The organism is Erythrobacter donghaensis, from assembly GCF_002155425.1.
In the GTDB taxonomy this organism is placed as follows: domain Bacteria; phylum Pseudomonadota; class Alphaproteobacteria; order Sphingomonadales; family Sphingomonadaceae; genus Erythrobacter; species Erythrobacter donghaensis.
The window spans coordinates 1-20,024 of sequence record NZ_MUYG01000011.1 but is presented as its reverse complement, the minus strand read 5'-3'; the positions used below and the strand labels follow the sequence as shown (position 1 = coordinate 20,024).

Here is a 20,024-nt window from a genome sequence, read left to right as displayed (position 1 = left end):
TGCTCAGATAAGAAGCGCGATCAGAACTTGACGCGCACCCCGAAGCGGACGCCCCACAGCGAACCGTTGATGTTGGTCGCTTCGTTCGGAGCGCGGAAGCTCGAGTAACGATACTGGGCGCAGGGCTCGGTCGCGCTTGCGACGCAGGCCACGCTCACCACCGACGCGGTGTAGGGGAAGCCGACCTGACGCACGGTGCCCCAATCCTTGTCGATCAGGTTCAGCACGTTTTCGACGTCCGCCAGCAGTTCGATCTTGCCACCAAACGGGATCGGCACTTCCTGACGCAGCGACAGGTCGAGCTTGTGCACCCAGGGGGTCTTGCCGATGTTCTTCGGCGCGATCTGACCCTGGTATTCGTTGAGCTCGGAGCCCTGCACCAGCGCCTGCACCGCTTCGAAGGTCGCGGTCGTGTCGTAGATCACGTTGGCGTCGGCGGTCTGGCTGCTGACGTCCGGCACGTAGAGCAGGTTGCGGCTGCCGCGGCCGGTCACACCGAACACCGCCGAGCGGCCGTTGGTGGGATCGAACATGGTGTAGCTGTAACGCTGGCCCGAACGCACGTTGTAGAACAGCTCGACGCGGGTGTTGTTGTCACCGAACAGTTCACCGTCGAAGCCGGTTCCGAGACGGAACTGGTGATCGCGCTGATAGTTCGAGATCCCCTGCGCCGCGAAGTTCGGATCGAAGCCCACCGCGGTGTTGGTGTAGTTCGAGAACGCCACCGACGAGGTGCCCGGGTTCTGATCGGTCACATCCTGATAGGTGTAGGAGCCGTTCAGGAAGAAGCCCGAATTCCAGACCTTGTCGAAGCGGCCAACGATGTTCCAGCTTTCACCGTAGCCGGTGTTGGTCAGCAGGAGATCGGTGTTGGTGCCGCTAAAGCCCGGCAGGATCTGATAGCGCGGACGGCCATCCGGGGTTTCGGTGCCGCTGTCGACCGAACGCAGATCGGTCCACTCCAGCGCATCCTTCACCTGCGAATAGATCACGTCGACGCCGAGGTTCCAGCCATCGCCGAGCGGGCCGAGGTTGGCTTCGTAATCGACCGAGCCCGAGAAACGCCACTGCGAAGGCGGGTTGAAGTTCGGGTCGATCGCGTTGGTCGGCGATGCCGCGGTGCCAGTGGTGCGGATCGCGTCCACCAGCGACTGCGGAATGCCGGTGCCGCCGGTGACGTTGTTCAGCGTCGCGGCGCCGATGGCGTTCTGCTGCGCGGCCGACAGGCCGGTCAGACCCGAGATGGTGAAGGTGTCCTGCGCCGGGGTGGCACCCGGAACGCGGCGCACCTGCACACGGCCGAGCGTCGGACCGGGGTTCGAATAGCTGTTCGAAATCCAGACGTTCGGGCTGCCGCCGCCGAACAGACCCGCCGAACCGCGAACCGTCAGACGATCGGTCGGCTGCCAGTTCACGCCGAAGCGCGGCTGGAACAGATCGCGGCCGTTGAGGGTCGAGGTGTTGGGGAAGCCGAAACGCTCGAGGAAGTTGACGTTGTTGAACGGACGGTCCGGCGTGTCGAACAGGTCGTACCGCATGCCCGCAACCACGGTCAGGGTGTCAGTCACGTCGATCGTGTCCATGATCCCGAAGGTCCAGCTGTTGTTCTGGAAATCGGCGGTCACGGTTTCGATGCCGCCGAGCAGCGGCACGGCGATGTCGACTTCGTTGGCACGCTGGGCCTGAAGGTCGGCAACGCTGTCGAACAGCCACGCACCCGAAACGCGCTGGGCGAACAGGTTGCGCACGTCCTGACGACGACGCTCGGCGATCAGCTTCACGCTGTGGTTGTTGAGCTTCAGGGTCGCCTGGAACTCGATCGCGAGCGATTGCGATTCGAGCTCGTTGGCCTGACGGCTGACGTCCGGGCCGAACTGGAGCTGCTGCTGGTCTTCCGAGCAGACGCGCGGCGCATTGCCGGGCGCGGTGGTCGGGTTGGTCGGGTCGAGGCAGACAAGGAACTGGCCGAAGCTGCGATTGCCGCCGATCGGCACCTGCAGACGGGTGTAGTCGGCATAGGACACGCGCAGCTGGGTCGAGAAGCTGTCCGACCACTGGTTGTTCGACTGCACGATCCCGAAGTGGTTGACCGCGCCCTGCGTGTAGTTGTTCGACAGCAGGCTGTAGGTCGGGTTGTCGGCGTTGATCGCGCCCACGCCAGTCTGGCCGGCAAGCAGTGCGCTGTCGTTCCAGATGTAGGTCGCGCTCACGCGGTGGCCGTCGGCGACGTTCCAGTCGAGCTTGGTGACCAGCTTGTCGTCCTTTTCGACGACGCTGTCGGCCACGCCTAGCGTGTCGAAGCCGTAGACGGTCTGAGCGATGTCGCTGATCTGGGTGATGTCGGCATCGGTGATCCCGAGCTGCGAGGGCAGCACGTCGGCCGGAACGGTGTCGCGGGTGCGCTCATAGGTGACCGCGAAGAACAGCTTGTCCTTGATGATCGGGCCGGTGACCTGCGCGGTGTAGATCTGCGATTCGAAAGCACCGGTGCGGGTCAGGTTGCGGGCCTGGTCGCCGCGCAGGCTATCGTCCTGGTAGTAGGCGCCGCCGAGGAAGGTGAAGGTGTTGCCACCCGACTTGAGCTGGGTGTTGATCGCACCGCCCTGGAAGAAACCCTGCTGGATGTCCACCGGCGCGATTTCGACCGAGAATTCGCCGATCGCGTCAAGCGGCACGGGGCCGCGGGCCGAGACGAGACCGCCCGATTCGAGACCGAAGGGGTCACCGAAGGCCACACCGTCGACGGTGAAGCGGTTGAAGCGGTTGTTCTGTCCCGCGATGCTGATCGCGTTGTTGTTGGTCGAATCCAGCGTCACCAGCGGATCGCGCGCGGCGAGGTTGCGGATGTCGCGGTTGATGTTCGAAACGCCGGCAATGTCGCGCGCGGTCAGGACGGTGGCGGCACCGGTCGACAGCGAGATCGACGAACGGGTGCGCGCGCCGGTGACGACGATGGTCTGCCCGGCATCGGCCAGAGCGACGCTGATACGCTGGGCCTGACCGGCGCTGAGGAAGCCGATTTCCTGCTCGGCGCTCTCATAGCCATCGGCGACGACGGTGACGGTGAAGGGGCCGCCAAGACGCAGGCCGGCCGCGTTGAAGCCGCCGCTGGCGTCGGTGGTCTGGGTCGAGGTGGTGCCCGAGGGAACGTGCGTCACAGTGACGGTCGCGCCCACGATCGGGGTGCCATTCTGGTCGACCACGTCGCCGCGAACCGACGAAGTGGTTTCCTGAGCGAAGGCCGGCGTGGCGAGAGTGGTGGTCGCAGCAAGGCTGACGACGCTCGCGGCAAGGAGATACTTAAGCTTCATGGATCGGAGCCCCTGGTAGCATTGGAGAGTGGATCAGAATGTCGTGGTGCGGCCTCACCTAGGCCGGAACGCTTGCGGCAAAGCGACTGTTCTGTGACAGTTTGATGAAATGCCCTGCCCCTGCGGCGCGATTCCTTAATCGGAGTCTCTGCGAACGCCAGAAAAGTGTCGGAATTGCGCGTGTTCCGTTGCCGGGTGTTGCATCGCAGCAACGCCCGCAGGGAATTTCCCGAATGCAATCAATGACGCGAAAATGACGCTCGCGGGAGCGAGTCAGGCGAGGTTGATCTCGCGCAACCGCTGCATCAGGAAATCATGCGCGCTGATCGGCGGCGCAGGGGGATTCGCATCCTCGGCCGAGACGCATTCCGGCAGGGGTTCGATCATGAAGTCGGGCCGGAAATGCAGGAAGAACGGCATCGAATAGCGCGCCCGTTTGGCCGCGTCCCCGCGCGGATTGACCACCCGGTGCGTGGTCGAGCGCAGCCGCCCGTTGGTCTGGCGCTCCAGCATGTCGCCGACATTGATCACCAGCGAGCCCTTTTCCGCCGGGATCGGCAGCCACTCGCCCTGCCGGGTCAGGAGTTCGAGCCCGGCTTCCTCCGCCCCCAGCAAGAGCGTGATGGTGTTGATGTCGCCATGCGCCGCGGCGCGGATCGCCCCTTCGGGCGCACCTTCGCCCAGCGGCGGATAGTGCAGCAGGCGCATGACCGAATTGCCGTCCTCGACACTGCTCGCGAAGAAATCGCGCGGGCGGCCGAGGTGCAGCGCGATCGCTTCGAGCACGCGCGCGCCGGTGGCCTCGAAGGCGGCGAACAGCGCGCTCATGGTTTCGCGGAAACCTTCGACTTCGGTCGGCCAGACATTGGGGGCCATGAATTCGCTGAGCGGATGGCCTTCGGGCAGATCGCGGCCGACGTGCCAGAACTCCTTCAAGTCGAACACCTCGGCATCCTTGGCCTTTTCAGTGCCGAACGGGGTATAGCCGCGCGCGCCGCCGCCGCCTTCCAGCTTGTAGGCGCGCTTGACCGCATCGGGCAGCGCGAAGAACGCCTTGGAGACCGCCTCGGCCTCGTCGATCAGGTCTTGCGGAATGCCGTGATCGCGAACCACGGCAAAGCCATATTCGCCAAAGCTGCGGCCGAGTTCGTCGGCGATGGTTTCAAGCGGCTGGGCGAGGCTGACGGAGGCGATGTTCATCATGGCCGCGCCTTTACACCCGTGCTGGCGCGCCTGCCAAGAGGTTAGAGCGGCAGGAACAGACTGGCGAGCGCCGCGCTCATCAGGTTGGCGAGGCTGCCCGCCGCGAGCGCCTTGAGCCCCAGCCGGGCGATCACCGGGCGCTGGTTGGGGGCGAGCCCGCCGGTCACCGCCATCTGGATCGCGATCGAGGAGAAATTGGCGAAACCGCACAGCGCGAAGGTGATGATCGCGCGGCTGCGTGCGGTCAGCTCGCCGGCCTGCATCTGGCCGAGATCGATGAAGGCGACGAATTCGTTGAGCACGATTTTGGTGCCGAACAAGCCGCCCGCGATCTGCGCCTGTTCCCAGTCCGAAATCCCGATCAGGAACATCACCGGCGCAAAGATATAGCCGAGCAATTGCTGGAAGCTGATCCCCGAAAGCCAGGCGGCGGTTTCGGGGCTGAAGGGCGCGCCGCTGCGCTCGGCAAGGCCGACGATGCCCCCACCGATCCCGGACAGCATCCCGTTCGCCAGCGCCACCAGCGCCACGAACACCATCACCATCGCGCCCACCGCGACCGCCAGCTTGACGCCGGTCTGCGTGCCCTGCGCAGCGGCCTCGATGATGTTGGCGGGGCGCTGGCCTTCCTCGAAGGTCTCCGCCGCGCTCACTTCGTCGGCCTTGGCGCCGCCTTCGAGGATCGAGGCCGGGCCGACTGCACTTATACGCGCCTGTGGGAGTTCGACCTCCTGCCCGTTCTCGTCATACATCACCACGCGGGTGGCCTCGGTGAGGGTGTTGGTCCGCCCCCGCGCCTGCGCCACGGCGGTGGTGGCGACCGACGCATCGTGCCCCGCGCCCCTGTGCGGCTCGTCGGGCATGATGATCTTGGCCATCAGGATGCCGCCCGGCGCCGACATGAAGGCCGCGGCGAGCAGGAAAGGCACCGCCTCGGTGCCGATGAAGCTGGCATAGGCCGCGAGGATCGTGCCCGCCACGCCCGCCATGCCCACCGTCATCAGCGTGAACAGGCCCGAAGGGCTCAGCGCAGCGAGATAGGGCCGCACCACCAGCGGGCTTTCCGACTGGCCGACAAAGATATTCGCCGCCGCGCCCAGCGCCTCGACCTGGCTGATGCCGGTGATCCAGCCGATCACGCCGCCTACCCAGCGCACCAGCCGCTGCATGATGCCGAGATGGTAGAGGATCGAGACGATCGCGGCGAAGAACACGATCACCGGCAGCGCGGCGATGACGAAGGTGTTGGCGAAGGGGTTGCTCTCCATCGGCCCGAAGACGCTGGTGATCCCGACCTTGGAGAAATCGAGCAGCGCGATCACGCCGCTGGACAGTCCGCCGATCACCGCCACCCCGGCCTCGGTCCGCAGCACGATCAGCGCGGTGATCGCCTGCAGCGCAAAGGCCGATCCCACCACGCGCAGATTGATCTGCCGCTTGCCCGATGACAGCGCAAAGGCGATGGCAAGAATGGCGAGGACGCCGACAAGGCTCAGCAGAATGGACGTGATACTCTCGTTCACGGCAGCGACGTGCCCTTTGCTTGGAAAAGTTGGAGACCCCTGTGTGCCCTGCGGCGTGGCAGTTTGTGCGCGCGCTTGCAAGGGCGATGGCTGACACAGCCAACAGCCGCGGGTGACAGAGGTGTGCGCGGCGCTTTTCATTTGCGCGGCGGCTGGCTAGCAATCGGGCGATGAACGACACCGCGCCCGTCTCGCCCGCCGCCCCGCCGAACATGCCGCTGGGGCTGTTCGTGTTTACGCTGCTTTATGGCGGGATGACCGTGCTGGCGGGCGTGCTGGCCTTCAAGCAGGTGCAGCTATGGCCGACCGATCTGGCGGTCGAGAGCGGGATATTCGCCTTCCTGCTGCTGGTGGTGATCTCCAGCACGCTGTCGCAGCTTTATGGCCGGGCCTTTGCGCAGCGGATCGTCTGGTGGGGGTTTCTGCCGCTGCTGATTTCCTCGCTGCTGATGCTGCTGGTGCTGGGGCTGCCCGCCTCGACCGAAATGGTCGCGGGCCGGGCCGACGATCTTGCGGCCTTCGAGCGCGTGCATTCGACCGTCTGGCGGGTGTGGGCGGCGGGCCCTGCGGCCTATATTACCTCGCTGCTGCTCAACATCTGGATCTTCGACCGGCTGAAGGGCGACGGCGAAGAAACGACCATCGGCCTGATGCTGCGCGGCGCAATTGCCTCGGCACTGTCGCAGGCGATCGATTCGGTGATCTTCATCACGCTCGCGTTTTACGGGCTGTTCCCGATCATGAACCTCCTGATCGGTCAGGTGATCGCCAAGGTGGTGCTGAGCGTGGTGCTGGTGCCGTTCCTGATCACCTTCGGGGTGAAGGCCGCCCGCTGGCTGGATGCGAAGAAGGCAGGTTGAGGGGGCGCATCCGTCGCTGACACGGTCGCAAAGCGACCGCAAGGGCGACCGCCCGCCCGCAGCGGGTCCGGAACGAAGTGGAGAACATCTAGCGAGGACGAACCCGCGGAGGCGGGTTCGCAAACAAAAAAGTCCTCAAGTAGCGAAGCGGTAGGACGCAAAAACAATGGTGAGCCCGACAGGATTCTTAACCCGCGTGCTTTGACCCCTCGGCTCCCGTAGGTTACAGATTTCCCTGTGCTTCTTGTCTCACACTGCGAGACAATAGTGAGAGACAAAGGGGTTCTAAATGGCCAAAGATCTGAGGCATGTGAAACTCCGGGGCGATGTGTTCTACTACGAGCGTCGCGTGCCTCGCCAGGTTCAAGACCGACCTGAAGCTTGGCGCGCGCATTTTGGCGGGCGCCGCCTTTTCAGGGTCTCGTTGCGAACTAAGCAGCAAACCGTGGCGCTGAGCGCCGCAGCCGAGGTCGAGCGCGAATTCGATCATCTTGTAAAGCTCGCACTGGGCAGGCCAGGGTCCCAGGCGAACGCGGGGAACAGTTCGCACACCCGTCCGCTCACTCCGTCGCTCCTGACAGCTACCGTTACTCAAATCAGCGAGAGCATGGCTAAGCGGTGGGCGCAAGCCATGGTGCTCGCTGAGCTCGGCGAGCACCACCGCGATGCATTTGACCAGATGATGGCTGATCGCGAGATGGATGCTGAACGCCTGAAAGGCATTTTGCTGGGCTTCGACAGCAGCACCGATCGACGCATGCCAAATATCGGAGATCAGGTGGGTAGGATCGTTCGAGAGCAGCGGCTGGATGTTCACCCAGACACGCCGGAGTGGGGCGTGCTCAGCAGGGCCGTGCGGGAGGGGCATGTCAAAGGCCAAAGAGCGATCGACGCCATGTTGAACGGCACGTCGTCGGTCATCCCAGAGGAGCGACTGACGCCCAAGCAGTCAGCTGCACCACGACTGTCAGAGGCAGTGAACGACTACATGGCGCAGCTAAGATCTCCTCGCACGGTGCGCGAAGTGAAAACGTCGTTGGATTCCTTTATCAACGCCGTGGGCGATCTGCGGCTTGACGAGATCACCCGTGCCGAAGTCGTGGAGTTCTGTAAGGTCGAAGGCTCTAAGGTGGTTGGAGGAAAGACTAAGGGCAGCATCGAGCGCCCTACCTCTCCAGCGACCTTGAAGAAGAAGCTAACACTCATCGGCTCGGCATTCCAACACGCCTTCGACGTGGAACCAGATGAGGTCACAAACCCGTTCCATGGCATTAACGTAAAGCGTTTTACCAAGCCAGTGCCGAAGGCCATCATGCCTGACAAGCGACCGTTCAGCCCGCATGAGCTCCAGCTTCTCGTGCACCATCCTTGGTTTACGGGGTGCGCCAGCGAAACTAGCATACACAGCCCTGGAACGTATCGACTTAATGGGATGCACTACTGGGTGCCCATCGTCGCCATGTTTACGGGATGTCGAGCTGGCGAGCTTGGCGGCCTGCGTGTGACCGAAGTTCGCCTCGACCACCAGCACCCTCATATCGTCATTCAGGACAACGCATGGCGAACCACGAAAGCAGGGTATCGGCGGCTGATTCCAATCCTCGATATTCTAATCGCGCTTGGGTTTGATGACTACGTCGAGCGCATCGGTCGCGCCGGGCACGATCGTCTGTTTCCTGACTGGAAGCCGCCAACGAACCGCACTGACGCCGGCGCTCCCGCTTGGTCCAACGGACAGCTGATCCGCGCGTTCAACCGCACGGTCATCCCACAGCAATTGCGGGCGATCCTAACAGAGGGCACGAGGCAGGAGGTGACCTTCCACGGCTTCAGGGGCGCGTTCAAGACATTGCTCGGTCGCGTGGAGTATGGCCTACCTGAGAACCACAAAAACGAGGTGGTCGGTCACAAAAAATCGGCTCTCGACGAGAGGTATGTCCGCGAGATACCGCTGGAAGAGACGTATCCTGCAATCCGGCGGTGTGCGTATGCTGGGCTGGTGTTACCGCCAGCGCCGTGATGTTCCAGAGCGAGCTTGAGGTTCATATCCTGTCTCCCCGACCATTCTCTAAAAACGACGGTTTTCTGCGGTTTTTTTCAGAAGCACCGTGACACTTATCGTGACACATCGCGTGACACCGCGGCTGATATGCACCGGTTTCCACAACAACCACGACCGTCTCAATTCGCATCAGGCACACCGTCGGTCATTTCATGGTGATCGCATCGCCGTTGTGGTCGAATGGCTGATTCGGGTCCGCGCTGCTTTAGCAGCCACCCTTCGGCTACCGCCCCCATGTCAGACGTCAGGATGCGATCTGCGAGTTCCTCAAATCGACCACGTCGCCATAAGCCCGGAACAGCGGAGATTGGGACAATACTGCCGTTGCCATGTGATCCTCTCACGGCCGGTTTTCGCGAGGCGACATCTAGCGGCCGGGTCATCCGGCATACCAAAAATGCAACGGCACGCGATTGGCACGGCCATCATGATCCATCGCGTCGTCGAGCCCAAGGTGCAGCACTCAACCCGTTTGCGGGTTTGAAACGCAAGTGAAATGCGGGAAGCTAGGTTCCCTAAATTAGCTGGCGAGGATGCGATGACGCTGCCATACGTGCGGCGGGAGGAGCCCATACCGAGTATTCCGCAGACGTTTTCAATTTCTGACTTTCTTACCTGGGACAAGCAGAAACAGCTTGAACTCCAACCGCAATTTCAACGTGGATCGGTATGGACGCCCCAAGCGCAATCATTCTTGATCGACACGATCCTGCGCGAGCTCCCTATCCCTGCGGTCTATATTCGCACGCGCATCGATGCGGTTACGCAGTCGTCTATTCGTGAAGTCGTCGATGGTCAGCAACGACTACGTGCGATCTTAGCGTTTGCTGCCAACGACCTTCGTATCAGCTCGCGTAGCCCCGACTTTGGGGGGCAGCGTTACAGTGACCTTGCTCAGGACCGTAAAGACGCTTTCCTCTCTTACAACATCTCGACCGTTCAGCTCCTGAATGCGTCCGATGCTGAAGTGTTGGAGGTGTTTGCCCGTCTGAACTCCTACAGCGTCAAGGTCACGCCGGCAGAGCTGCGTCATGCCAAGTATGACGAGCCTGTCAAATGGGCGATCTGGAACACCACGCGCGAGAACGGGGCGCTATGGGATGAATACCATGTAGTATCGCTGCGCGACAGCGTGCGCCTAAAGAACACCACGCTGATTGCCGAGATGTATATGGCTTTTGCGAATGGTTTAGGGGACGGCGGGGAAGAAAAAGTCGGCGGATTCTACCGGAATAACATTAAGCGCGATGAGGCATATTTCACCGATCTAAACGCGCTGGTGCAAAAGAATATTAATATTGCTGTGGGCACCTTCGGCCCAACCTTTCGCGATACGACGTTCTTCGACGCGCCGAACTTCCTGCTTCTTGTTTGCGCTCTTGCATTCGTTGCAGGGGAGCTGCCAACGTCCGCGCTTACTGCGGATGTAAACCACAAGCACGGTGCTGGCCTGAGCCATGCGAATGCCGCGGATAACCTTCCACTGCTCGCCACGGCGGTCGAGAATGACGATATTGATGGTCCATACGCTACCTTTGTGGTTGGTAGCAAAAGCAGCACTCAGCGCATAAGCTCTCGTCGCCCCAGGTTTGCCACCATTGTGAATGCAATTGCTGCCTAATGCTTGGCGGTCTTGTGGCTCAGCTTGAGCGGAGGGTTGACGCGCTCCATGCGGAGATGACGCCGCTTATGGGCGGTGCGCCCCTCAACGCGGTCGAGCGCCGGCAGGCTGAGCACATCACTTTCCAGCTCCAGAACGCTTGGGAGTTGTATGTGCGGAATTTCATCCTGTCGTCGGCGACAGGACGGGCTTCTGGCTTGGCTGGGCCGGTGCCGGCGAGCGTTCCGCGTGCTTATCGTAACCGCGAAGCTGTAAGCCATTATCTCCTTCAGGTGACACGGCAGCGCTTCGAACCGAAGTGGTATCGTCCTGTTGACGCGATCAATGCAGCGAGGCGGCTCAATATTGCGAATGTCGCCAACGTGGCAGCCGCAATCGGCTCGACACCATGGCCGCTTGAGAACCTGCGGCTAACACGCAATTTCTTTGCACATCGCTCGCGCAGCTCAGCGTTGGAGCTTCGGGCTTTGAATTGGTTCAGCACAAACGACACTATAGAAGTCGAGACGACGGTATTCCCCTTCGACGCCGGCGGAGTGCGTCGTTTTGATGCTTGGTGCGCGGCGATGAAAACAGTTGGTCGAGCGATGCTGTAGTTGCTGGCGTTCGCCTCGATCAACGCCAAGCCAAGATCGCCCAGACCGATATGCCTTCTCGTTGAAAAACGAGGGTGCCAAGCTGCCAGTCAACTTCCCACCGATGAGCTGCCATGCGCCAAGCCGGTGCGCGATCCCGAAAGCGGCATGGCAGCTTTGCCTACCTTCTGGAAAATTCCCGCCATTCTGCAATCGACCCCGAAGCTGGCTTATGAGCGGCGCGGCTGCCGGGATCTGCACTTTCCCCACGAGCGGTGCACCGGGCTTTGCTGGTCGAGGACGGTTCCAAGCTTCCCGTAAATGAGGAACCACAATCGGGCCAAGTGAGGATCACCCTTGCCTTTATCGATAAATGTTTTATGTTATACATAATTCATTTGATGTAAGGGAATGATTCGCATGTCGCCAGACCATAGCAATCCCGATATTGAGAAGCAGAGCCGGGAGCTTGCCCAGACTTTCGGCTGGGCTTATTGGCTGACGGCATTTTGGCTTTTCGCAAGCGTCTCCTATCTGCCGCTCAAGCGATTGGGTGCGGCGCTGGTCACTCCGGAAAAAGACGCTCTCGAAGCAGCAGCGGCATTCGGTGATCTGTTGGTCGAACACTTCCCCGTGATCCTCGCCATGGTCGCTCTTTACACAGCGCGGAAATTGTTTGTTCAGTTCTCCCGAGGCGAGATTTTTTCACCTCAGAATGGGGTCAGCCTGACCAAGGTCGGAGACTGGTTGATCTTGAGTGCTGCCACCGCGCTGTTCCTGCCTATCATCTTGGCCGGTTCTGAAAATGGCGAGGCTATCGATTGGGCGGGTAGCTATTTCGCCATTGTGATGGTCCTGATCGGTTTGGCAATTCGCCTGTTCGGGCGAACGTTTGCGCTCGCTGCCGACATCAAAGCCGACAATGACCAGATGGTGTGACTGTGCCGATTATCGTAACCCTCGACGTCATGCTGGCGCGCCGCAAGATGACCGCCCGCGATCTCGCGCAAGAAATTGGCATCAGCGAGACGAATTTATCTCTGCTCAAGTCCGGCAAGGTCAAAGGCATTCGCTTCGCGACATTGGAAAAGCTGTGCATTGCTCTCGATTGCCGACCCACAGACCTGATCGATTTTGAACCACCATCACCGTAGCAAAACCCAGCTGCGAATAATGCATTCGGGACAAGGCAGAAAACCACCCATCACCGGTCATTAGCGGAGCCGATTTGCGATCCCAAAAGCGGCATTGCGGCTATGCCACCCTTCCAGAAAAATTCTGCCGTTCAGCTATCGACCCCAAAGCTGCCGTTGAGCAGAAAAAATGATATTAGTCGGCGTGCAGTCGCTCCATAAAGCGAGCGATCGACGCCGACGTGTTCTATGAAGTGCGAGGGCGGCGATTGTGCCTCTTGCAATTGCCGCCCCCGTTTCCAGCGTTAGACGCGGAAATGATAATTTCGTTACCGCTCTCGCTAGGGGCAGGTGGCTTTTGCCCGCCTAGTTGATCGTGTTGACTATGCGGCAGGCTTCCGGAGCCGAGCGCGCGCCGGTGTTCCAAGTCAAAATATTGCCGTCACGTGCGAGCCGGTTGGCGCCGCTTTCGTAAACAGTCCCCGTGTTGCTCGGCGTTTGCCGGAAGGGGATCGGCCGCCCGCCGTTGACGCGCACCAGTGCGGCTTCGCGCAGGTAGCTGACTTGCAGCTTGGTTCCGCGATCGCATTCATAGCTGGTGCCGACGTTGGCCGGTTGTGTCGTCATGCAGCCTGAGAGCAGGACAGCGCCTGCCGCTGCCAAGGTAGTTGTGATGATGCGCATAAGATGATCCCCCTTCAAAAGTTCGATTTGACGCACAGCACGTCCGCCAGGAAGACGACCCGGCCGACAGTCTGCATGTGTTCGCGTGCAGAGCCGTTCCAGCCGATGGCCTTGCAGTAATTGTCGGCAGTGCGCGCTGCGCATTTCGCCGTCGCCCGACCCATCGGACAGGCCGGAATGCGATAGCCGCGCGTGCCGGGTTCGGTGTGGAACTCGGCAAACAGGCCGCTCGTGACCTGATCGCGCGCCTCGACCCCGATAAAGCTTCCGCCGCTCCGTCCGATCGGGCGCATCGACTGGAAAGTCATGCCGCGCGAGGGCGACTGCAACACCGGCTGATCGCTCGTGTAGGTCTTGCAGTTGCCTCGATAATAGCTGCGCTCGCACAGTTCCCATGTCCCGCCAGTGACCCGGATCGAATTGACCGGCCACGCCAGACCGAGGTCCGGCTTAGCTTCGCCCACGAATACCGCAGGACCGTTGAAGCCGGCATCGCGGTAGATTGTCGCCTCGGCCGGGCGGGCCATCTTGTCGGTCTGGGCGCTGCCGATGTCTGCGCCGACCAAAGCGGCGACGGCAAACAGGGGAATAGCGGCAAGCGCTGCGGGTCTTCGAAGCCCTCTCTTCATCTTTCTTTCCTTTGTATGCCGGTCAGTCGCGGCAGTAACCTTCGCCAGGTGCCACCATCAGGCAGTCGGTCTTTCCTGCTAGATATTTGAGGCCGGTCTGGTCGCCGTTGGCCGGGGTAAGGAGCAGCTGCTCTCCGCCGCGCTCGAAGGCGATGCCTCCTTCGGCATCCTTGCCCGTGTAGGTGCCAAGCGTGTCGAGATCGGACTGCATGGTGAGCACGTAGTTGCCGTCCGCAGCTGGTTGGATTTCGACATACATGCCCTCCACACCGACCCATTTGCCAGCCCATGCTGCATGGCTGACGGCTGCTGCAGGCGACGCCTCAGCGACCGCCGGCGAGCCGGTGGGGGCCGGGTCAGCGCCGGCGTCCGTCTGAGTGGCCGGGTTGCATGCGGTCACGGCAAGGGCGAAGGCACTCACGGCAATGATTGAGAATCGTTCATTCATTTGGTTCAAATCCTTTGCAATCGAGTTAGGTTTACTTGGTGACCGATTTGCGCGCGTATTGCCGACCAGCAGTTTGGTGAGCTCGGAACAGTCAACCGATGTGCCATTTGCTGAAACGCGACTGGGCAACGAATACGCTGAACCCGAATATCACCTTGGAGGTTGTTAGAACGGCTAAGGGGACAAGCTTGCAACGAGGAAATCCGTTGCAGCTTGCCGATACTCGGCAGCTTGCTCACCCCGCGTTCCCACCGTCACTCCACGTCGAACAAAGCCGCCTTCGATGGACCAATTTAGGAAGTCCGCAGGTGTGAGCGCTGGATCGGGCCTTCCCGTCCTCGGGTCGATGTAGTCCCCTTTATTATCCATGTAGATGGTCGGGAAGGTCGTCGCTGTCGGCGCGTTCTCGATGCGGGTGGGTGAAACTCCGCTCCGATCGAAGGCGTGGCTCGCACCTTGAAAAACACGAAGCGAGACCTTCTCGTTGTGCTGGCTCAGTGCGTGAACCGCGTCCTGACATTGATGCAGCGACACCCAGTTGTCCTGATCGCCAGCCAGCACCAGCAACGCTGCATCGTCCGCAAGCCGAGCGACACGGAACTGGGTGCCGCACCAGGGGTAGCCGGCTACAATCGCCTTCAGACCGCTGCCCTGCGTGAGGATGCGCCCACTGATCTGCTCTGAGGCAGCAAGCATTACCGCTGTGCCGCCCCGGCTCGACCCTAAGGCGCCAATCCGGTTGGCGTCGATCTGTGGGAGTGTGCGAAGATAGGTAAGCGCCGCGATGACGTCGTAGGTGCTGGCCGCCCAGGTAAGACGCGCCTGATCCTCGACCGTGCTCGCGATACCGCGCCCGTGGAAGGGGTCGATGAGCAGCACGGCCATGCCGGCAGCCACGAGCGCAGCAGCCTGTTCAACATGGTGGGGGCCGATGTTGCCGCTGCCTGGCACGATGATGACGGCTGGGTGAGGATCTGTCCCTCGCGGAAGAAACAGCTGCGCATGGAGCGTGCTTTCGTCACCAAGTTCGCCCCGCAGCATGGGTGCGAAATCGAGCGGGTTCCGCGTGGTGAAGGAAACGATCCGGCCGTGAACCCGCGCGGAAAGCTGAACTGACTCATTAGCAAATTGCGAACTATCGATGTGCGGTAGTGCAGGTTGCAGCATGAGGGCTCCGGCAACGGGTAGTGAGAGCGCATTGATCACGATGGCGTGCCTAATTGGTCCGATTGTGCAGACCTCATGGCTTGCAACATCGAATATCCGACGATCTCGCTCTAGCGTTACCTGAACGCCATCAGTGTCGTCGGGACGACACTTGCATCTGATTATTCCGGCCCGCTTGCTACCTGCCTCAGCGCATCGGCATCCAGAACCCGCACATGGGCGCGCCGCACCTCAATCACGCCACGTTTTTCAAGGTCGCGCAACGCGCCGTTGATCGTCTGTCGTGACAACCTTGTTGCCGCAGCGAGGTCGTCCTGGCTCACATTCTCTAACGGCATGGGTGGCCCCAGGGGTGCACCATAGGCCCAGCGACCGAGATCGAGAAGGCGATGCGCCACCCGCTGCAAGGGAGGCTTGCCGAGCTGCTCAAGGTAAAAGTGGAAATTGCCGCGGGTGCTGGACAGCTCGGGTGCAACTAGATGCTTGTAAGTTCCAATGCTCCTCTCGAACACTCGCGCAAGATCGCCAGGCGAGAGCGAAAGCACGGTGGACGCTGTTACTGCGGAGGCTGTGAAGGCATAGGGCCCACGATCCAGCACCGACAGGAAGCCTGTCCAGTCACTCGGTCGCAGAATGGCAATAAGGACCTCCTCGCCATCCGGTGACAATCCAGTCACGTGCAACTGCCCTTCAAGCAGGCAGTGTAAACCCGCTGACGGGTCACCCTGCACAAACAGATCCGCACCCTGTGCCACGTGTCGAGAGCGGCCATGCTCCGCGATCTCAAGCTGCATCTCTTCCGGTAGCCCTGCGAACCAAGAATTGCGGCGAAGGATCGGTAGATGGCGCTCGGATGTCATCCTCGTCACTCCCAAAACCCAGAAACTCTCTCACGCGAATGTCGTCCGGCAGACAAATCGGTCGGTGGAAACACGATACCACCTCACGCGATGGGAATGGAGACAGAAAGTGCTGGACGAGTTTCGTGACTTCATTGCCCGCGGCAACGTGCTGGATTTGGCGATTGCAGTTATTGTCGGCGCAGCCTTTGGCGGCATTGTCACGTCGCTGACCGACGACATCATCATGCCGATCATCGGCGCGCTTACCGGCGGTTTCGACTTTTCGTCCTACTTCGTGGTGCTCGGGGAGGTTCCACCGCGTTACGCGGGCAGCCTTTCTGACTACGTTGGTCTCAAGAAGGCCGGCGCAGCGCTGCTCGGCTATGGCGCCTTTGGAACCACGCTGATCAACTTCGTGATCGTCGCCGCGGCGATCTTCATTCTGATTAAGGTCGCCAATAGGGCAGCGGGCATCAAGCTCGGTGCGACGCCGCCCACGCCGCCAGACGTCGTCGTTCTGCTGCAAATCCAGACTGAACTGCAATCTATCCGTCAGCACCTGACTGATAGCAACAACAAGGAAACGACCTCATGATCCGTAAAGCTTTAACCGTCGTTGCCGCTGGCGCCGCTCTTTGCAGTGGTGTCGCAATCGCGCAAACTGACAAGATGGCACCGGCCGGTCGGGGCGAGGCCACCATCTACCGGGATATCAACTTCCAGGGCCCTGCGGTGTTCATCAACCGACCCCAGCCGGATCTCGGTCTGAACTGGCCGGTCCGCTCGATCCGCGTGAAGTCAGGCTATTGGCAGCTGTGTTCGCGCAAGAACTACGGCGGTCGCTGTGTGACCATAACGGCGGACGAAGCGGACATTCGCGGTCGGACCGGTTTCCTCGACCGCGTCCAGTCGGCCCGGCCGTTGGGCGGCACGTCGCCCGAGCCGGTCGAGCCGGCCCCACCTGCGCAAGGCGCAACGCAGGGACTGGTCGGATCGGCGTTCTACCCGGCTCCCGGTGAAAATGGCTATCGTGTGTTGGCTTGCACAGGAGGCAGCGCCACCGCCAATTGCGGCCGTGACACCGCCAACCGCTTCTGCCGAACCAATGGCTGGACCCGCGCGGCCTACTCGTCGATGCAGACCGTAAACCGCCGCGTATATCTCGCCGACGTCCTCTGCGTTCGTTCGGCCGTATAGGAATAATGCGATGAGGCTTACCCCCAGCTCCGTCTCACGCCGACGCATCGCCATGACAGTCGCCTTCTGGCTGTCGTCATGGATGATCGTCGGAACGGCACACGCGGAGCCGGGGGCGCTTACCTATGTTGAGCCTGTCGCGGACGCTCCTGCCGGCATGCTGGCATGGCGCATCCGCTATGAGACTCTCGATGACATTGGCGAAACGGTCGAAGTGACCGGCATGGTCGTGGCCCCCATTGCCGGCACTATGCAACGCCGGCGAGTAATTGCTTGGACTCACGGCACCTGGGGCGTCGTCCAGAAATGCGCGCCTTCGCTCAGCCCCGAGTTCTTCGCCGTGACCCCGGCTCTCGATGCAGTCAAGAACGGTTACGTCGTCGTCGCGACCGACTATCCAGGTCTTGGCGGGATTGGCCCCCACCCATACCTCGTCGGTCCAATAACCGCACGGTCGGTGCTCGACTCGGTGCGGGCCGCACAGAAGATCTCTGGCGCCTATGCCGGTTCGGAATACGCCGCTTGGGGTGAGAGCCAAGGCGGACATGCTGCCTTGTGGACGGGCCAGCTATCGCAACGTTACGCCCCCGATCTCAATCTCGTCGGCGTTGCCGCTGGCGCGCCGCCGACCGACCTCGCAACCAACTTCCGGCAGGCGTCCGATCCCAATGCTAAGATGTTCCTGACAGCGATGACCGCGTCCAGTTGGTCGGAGTATTACGACACCCCGCTCGAAATGGGGCGCAAGCGCACGCCCGCTATTATGAGAAAGCTTGCAAGCAATTGCATCAAGCTCGGCAGCGCTCCGCGCCTTGGAGCGATAGCAGGCATTCTTACTTTGCGACGCGACCTCAAGAAGTTCGATTTCGCGGGGACTGCCCCCTGGTCGAGCTATCTTCAAAAGAACAGCGTGGCGGCCAATCAGCCTGTGCCGGTGCTGATCGCGCAAACGCGAGACGATCCGCTTGTGGCAGCCGATGTCACCCGCAAATACGCTCGTCGCCTTTGCGCTAATAGGGTGGCTTTGAAATGGATAGATCTACCCGGCAAGGACCACGGCACAACTGCACGGCAAAGTGCTCCCCAGACCTTGGAATGGATTTCGCAACGCTTCGACCGGAAGGAAGCGCCTACAGACTGCAGAAGCATCTGAGTGGATGATGCGGTATTCTGTCTCCAGCTTCGCCACTGCAAAACTGTAGCTAAAAGTCGCGTATGCGAATGGAAGCTTTCCACCCGATTGTGTTGAAAAACCCGGCGCTGAGATCGGCGCTGGCGCGAGCCTGAGCGGCGCTCTGAGGCTTCGCCCCCGCTTATGCGGGGGCTGTGGTGGCTGGCATGGGGATCAGCTTGGCCATTTTCCGGAGGTTTTGGGCGGTGGCTGCGAGGAGGAACTCGTCTCTTGCGCCGTTTGGACCTCGCAGGCGCAGGCGATCCATCCTGAGGATGCGCTTGAGGTGCGCGAACAGCATCTCGACCTTCTTGCGCTGGCGGCGCGAGACCAGATAGGCGTCGGTCGTGGCGATATCGCGGGCCAGATCACGGGCGCCCTCGTGGACTGAACGCAGGATCTTGCGCGCTGGTTGGGTCGGGCAACAGCGCGGCTTGAGAGCGCAGGCACTGCAGTCGAGCTTGCTGGCGCGGTAACGCAACATGCCGTTCTCATCGACGAACGGACGTTCCTCGCGATAGACCTTCTGCCTCTGGCGCAGCCGCTTGCCAGCAGGGCAGATATAGCTGTCATCCTCATGGTCGAAGGTGAAGGCCGAACGCTCGAAGGTATCATCGCGGCGGGCAGACTTGTCGAACACAGGGATGTGCGGCTCGATGCCGCGCTCCTCGACCAGCCAGGACAGGTTCCTTGCATCGCCATATCCGGTGTCGCCCACGAGCCGCTCGGGCCAGAGGCCGAAGCGCTCCTGCGTCCGGTCGATCATGCGGCGCTGGGCGGTCACCTCGGCCTGACGGATGGCGGTGGTCGCCTCGACATCGACGATCACTGCGTTCTGGAGATCAATGAGGTAGTTGGTGGCATAGGCGAAGAAGGCACGCTCGCGGCTTGCCGCTGTCCAGCGTGCGGCCGGATCGGCCACCGCCAACTGCTTGGGCGGCACCGGGGTTGCGCCCCCGAAGGCCGCATCGTCGAGCACAGCCAGATACTCGCGAACGGCATGGCTGGTGGCCGGGTCCGGCAAGCCATCGGCCTGATCGACGGCATGCTGGCGGTTCACATCGGCGCGCACGAGGCTGCCATCGACCGCGAACCCTTCACCGCCGACCAGTCCTTCGGCGATGCAGCGCGCCACGGTCGTCTCGAACAGCTGGCGCAGCAGATCACTGTCGCGGAAGCGACCGTGACGGTTCTTCGAGAAGGTCGAGTGGTCGGGCACATCGCCTTCCAGCCCCAGGCGGCAGAACCAGCGATAGGCGAGGTTGACATGCACCTCCTCGCACAGCCGCCGCTCGGACCGGATGCCCATGCAGTAGCCGATGATCAGCATCCGGATCATCAACTCGGGATCAACTGACGGTCGTCCGGTCGAGCTGTAGAAGGGACGCAGATGTTCGCGAATGCCCGACAGGTCGACGAACCGATCGATCGAGCGCAGCAAATGATCCTGCGGAACATGCCGCTCCAGGTTGAAGCTGTAGAACAGGGCCTCCTGCGCCACCGTCCGCTCACCCATCATCCGACCGTCTCCGCTTGTCTGCCAAGACATAGAATCAATACTTTAGCCCGATTGCAAGGAGGAGTTTTTCAACACAATC

Annotated in this window: 18 protein-coding genes; 9 read left to right on the top strand and 9 right to left on the bottom strand. The window is 61.4% G+C overall.

All coding sequences use genetic code 11. From position 1 onward, the window contains the following. Window positions 1-20 precede the first annotated feature (20 nt). The 3 genes from BZF59_RS11765 to BZF59_RS11755 all read right to left on the bottom strand — a co-directional run bounded on the left by BZF59_RS11765 (window position 21) and on the right by BZF59_RS11755 (window position 6,037). Window positions 21-3,311, bottom strand: a complete 3,291-nt coding sequence (locus BZF59_RS11765) for a TonB-dependent receptor (protein ID WP_086608469.1) — start codon at window positions 3,309-3,311, stop codon at window positions 21-23. A gap of 273 nt (window positions 3,312-3,584) precedes the next feature. Next, window positions 3,585-4,514: an isopenicillin N synthase family dioxygenase gene (locus BZF59_RS11760; protein ID WP_086608468.1), complete on the bottom strand. Its 930-nt coding sequence runs from the start codon at window positions 4,512-4,514 to the stop codon at window positions 3,585-3,587. A gap of 41 nt (window positions 4,515-4,555) precedes the next feature. Next, window positions 4,556-6,037, bottom strand: coding sequence for a NupC/NupG family nucleoside CNT transporter (locus BZF59_RS11755; protein WP_245806136.1), 1,482 nt, complete (start codon window positions 6,035-6,037; stop codon window positions 4,556-4,558). A gap of 170 nt (window positions 6,038-6,207) precedes the next feature. On the opposite strand from BZF59_RS11755, the gene BZF59_RS11750 reads away from it, so the two are divergent. The 6 genes from BZF59_RS11750 (at window position 6,208) to BZF59_RS11725 (ending at window position 12,309) form a co-directional block, all read left to right on the top strand. Further along, window positions 6,208-6,897, top strand: a complete 690-nt coding sequence (locus tag BZF59_RS11750; RefSeq protein WP_086608466.1) for a queuosine precursor transporter — start codon at window positions 6,208-6,210, stop codon at window positions 6,895-6,897. A gap of 289 nt (window positions 6,898-7,186) precedes the next feature. After that, on the top strand, window positions 7,187-8,917 hold the full coding sequence (locus BZF59_RS11745; protein WP_086608465.1) for a DUF6538 domain-containing protein: 1,731 nt from the start codon (window positions 7,187-7,189) through the stop codon (window positions 8,915-8,917). 580 nt (window positions 8,918-9,497) lie between these two features. Continuing rightward, a complete protein-coding gene (locus BZF59_RS11740) occupies window positions 9,498-10,580 on the top strand; it encodes a DUF262 domain-containing protein (RefSeq protein ID WP_158094308.1) in 1,083 nt (360 codons plus the stop codon). Between the two features lie 56 nt (window positions 10,581-10,636). Further along, window positions 10,637-11,176, top strand: coding sequence for a hypothetical protein (locus BZF59_RS11735; protein WP_143738157.1), 540 nt, complete (start codon window positions 10,637-10,639; stop codon window positions 11,174-11,176). Between the two features lie 399 nt (window positions 11,177-11,575). Further along, window positions 11,576-12,094, top strand: coding sequence for a DUF2975 domain-containing protein (locus BZF59_RS11730; protein ID WP_158094306.1), 519 nt, complete (start codon window positions 11,576-11,578; stop codon window positions 12,092-12,094). Next, window positions 12,091-12,309: a helix-turn-helix domain-containing protein gene (locus tag BZF59_RS11725; protein WP_425429576.1), complete on the top strand. Its 219-nt coding sequence runs from the start codon at window positions 12,091-12,093 to the stop codon at window positions 12,307-12,309. The genes BZF59_RS11730 and BZF59_RS11725 overlap by 4 nt, the downstream gene beginning before the upstream one ends. Before the next feature lie 345 nt (window positions 12,310-12,654). Here BZF59_RS11725 and BZF59_RS11720 read toward each other — a convergent pair whose 3' ends face one another. From BZF59_RS11720 to BZF59_RS11700, 5 genes are all read right to left on the bottom strand, one after another. Next, entirely contained in the window at window positions 12,655-12,972 is a 318-nt protein-coding gene (locus tag BZF59_RS11720; RefSeq protein WP_086608460.1) for an MliC family protein, read from the bottom strand. 14 nt (window positions 12,973-12,986) lie between these two features. Then, a complete protein-coding gene (locus BZF59_RS11715; protein WP_086608459.1) occupies window positions 12,987-13,601 on the bottom strand; it encodes a beta/gamma crystallin-related protein in 615 nt (204 codons plus the stop codon). A gap of 22 nt (window positions 13,602-13,623) precedes the next feature. Continuing rightward, complete coding sequence (locus tag BZF59_RS11710; protein ID WP_086608458.1) at window positions 13,624-14,049, bottom strand: hypothetical protein; 426 nt, start codon at window positions 14,047-14,049, stop codon at window positions 13,624-13,626. A 174-nt stretch (window positions 14,050-14,223) separates the two neighbouring features. Next, window positions 14,224-15,255: a dienelactone hydrolase family protein gene (locus BZF59_RS11705; protein ID WP_158094305.1), complete on the bottom strand. Its 1,032-nt coding sequence runs from the start codon at window positions 15,253-15,255 to the stop codon at window positions 14,224-14,226. Window positions 15,256-15,377: 122 nt separating this feature from the next. After that, a complete protein-coding gene (locus tag BZF59_RS11700; protein ID WP_143738156.1) occupies window positions 15,378-16,076 on the bottom strand; it encodes a Crp/Fnr family transcriptional regulator in 699 nt (232 codons plus the stop codon). Between the two features lie 109 nt (window positions 16,077-16,185). Between BZF59_RS11700 and mscL the strand changes: the two genes are divergently transcribed. The 3 genes from mscL to BZF59_RS11685 are packed head-to-tail and all read left to right on the top strand — an operon-like array spanning window position 16,186 to window position 18,408. After that, window positions 16,186-16,653 carry a large conductance mechanosensitive channel protein MscL gene (gene mscL, locus BZF59_RS11695; protein ID WP_086608455.1) on the top strand — a complete coding sequence of 156 codons (468 nt, stop codon included), beginning with the start codon at window positions 16,186-16,188 and terminating at the stop codon, window positions 16,651-16,653. Further along, a complete protein-coding gene (locus BZF59_RS11690; RefSeq protein ID WP_086608454.1) occupies window positions 16,650-17,255 on the top strand; it encodes a beta/gamma crystallin-related protein in 606 nt (201 codons plus the stop codon). The genes mscL and BZF59_RS11690 overlap by 4 nt, the downstream gene beginning before the upstream one ends. A gap of 52 nt (window positions 17,256-17,307) precedes the next feature. After that, window positions 17,308-18,408 (top strand): alpha/beta fold hydrolase, encoded by a 1,101-nt coding sequence (locus tag BZF59_RS11685; protein WP_158094304.1) that lies wholly within the window; start codon window positions 17,308-17,310, stop codon window positions 18,406-18,408. Window positions 18,409-18,568: 160 nt separating this feature from the next. Here BZF59_RS11685 and BZF59_RS11680 read toward each other — a convergent pair whose 3' ends face one another. Further along, window positions 18,569-19,945, bottom strand: coding sequence for an IS1182 family transposase (locus BZF59_RS11680; protein WP_086606213.1), 1,377 nt, complete (start codon window positions 19,943-19,945; stop codon window positions 18,569-18,571). Between the last annotated feature and the right edge of the window lie 79 nt (window positions 19,946-20,024).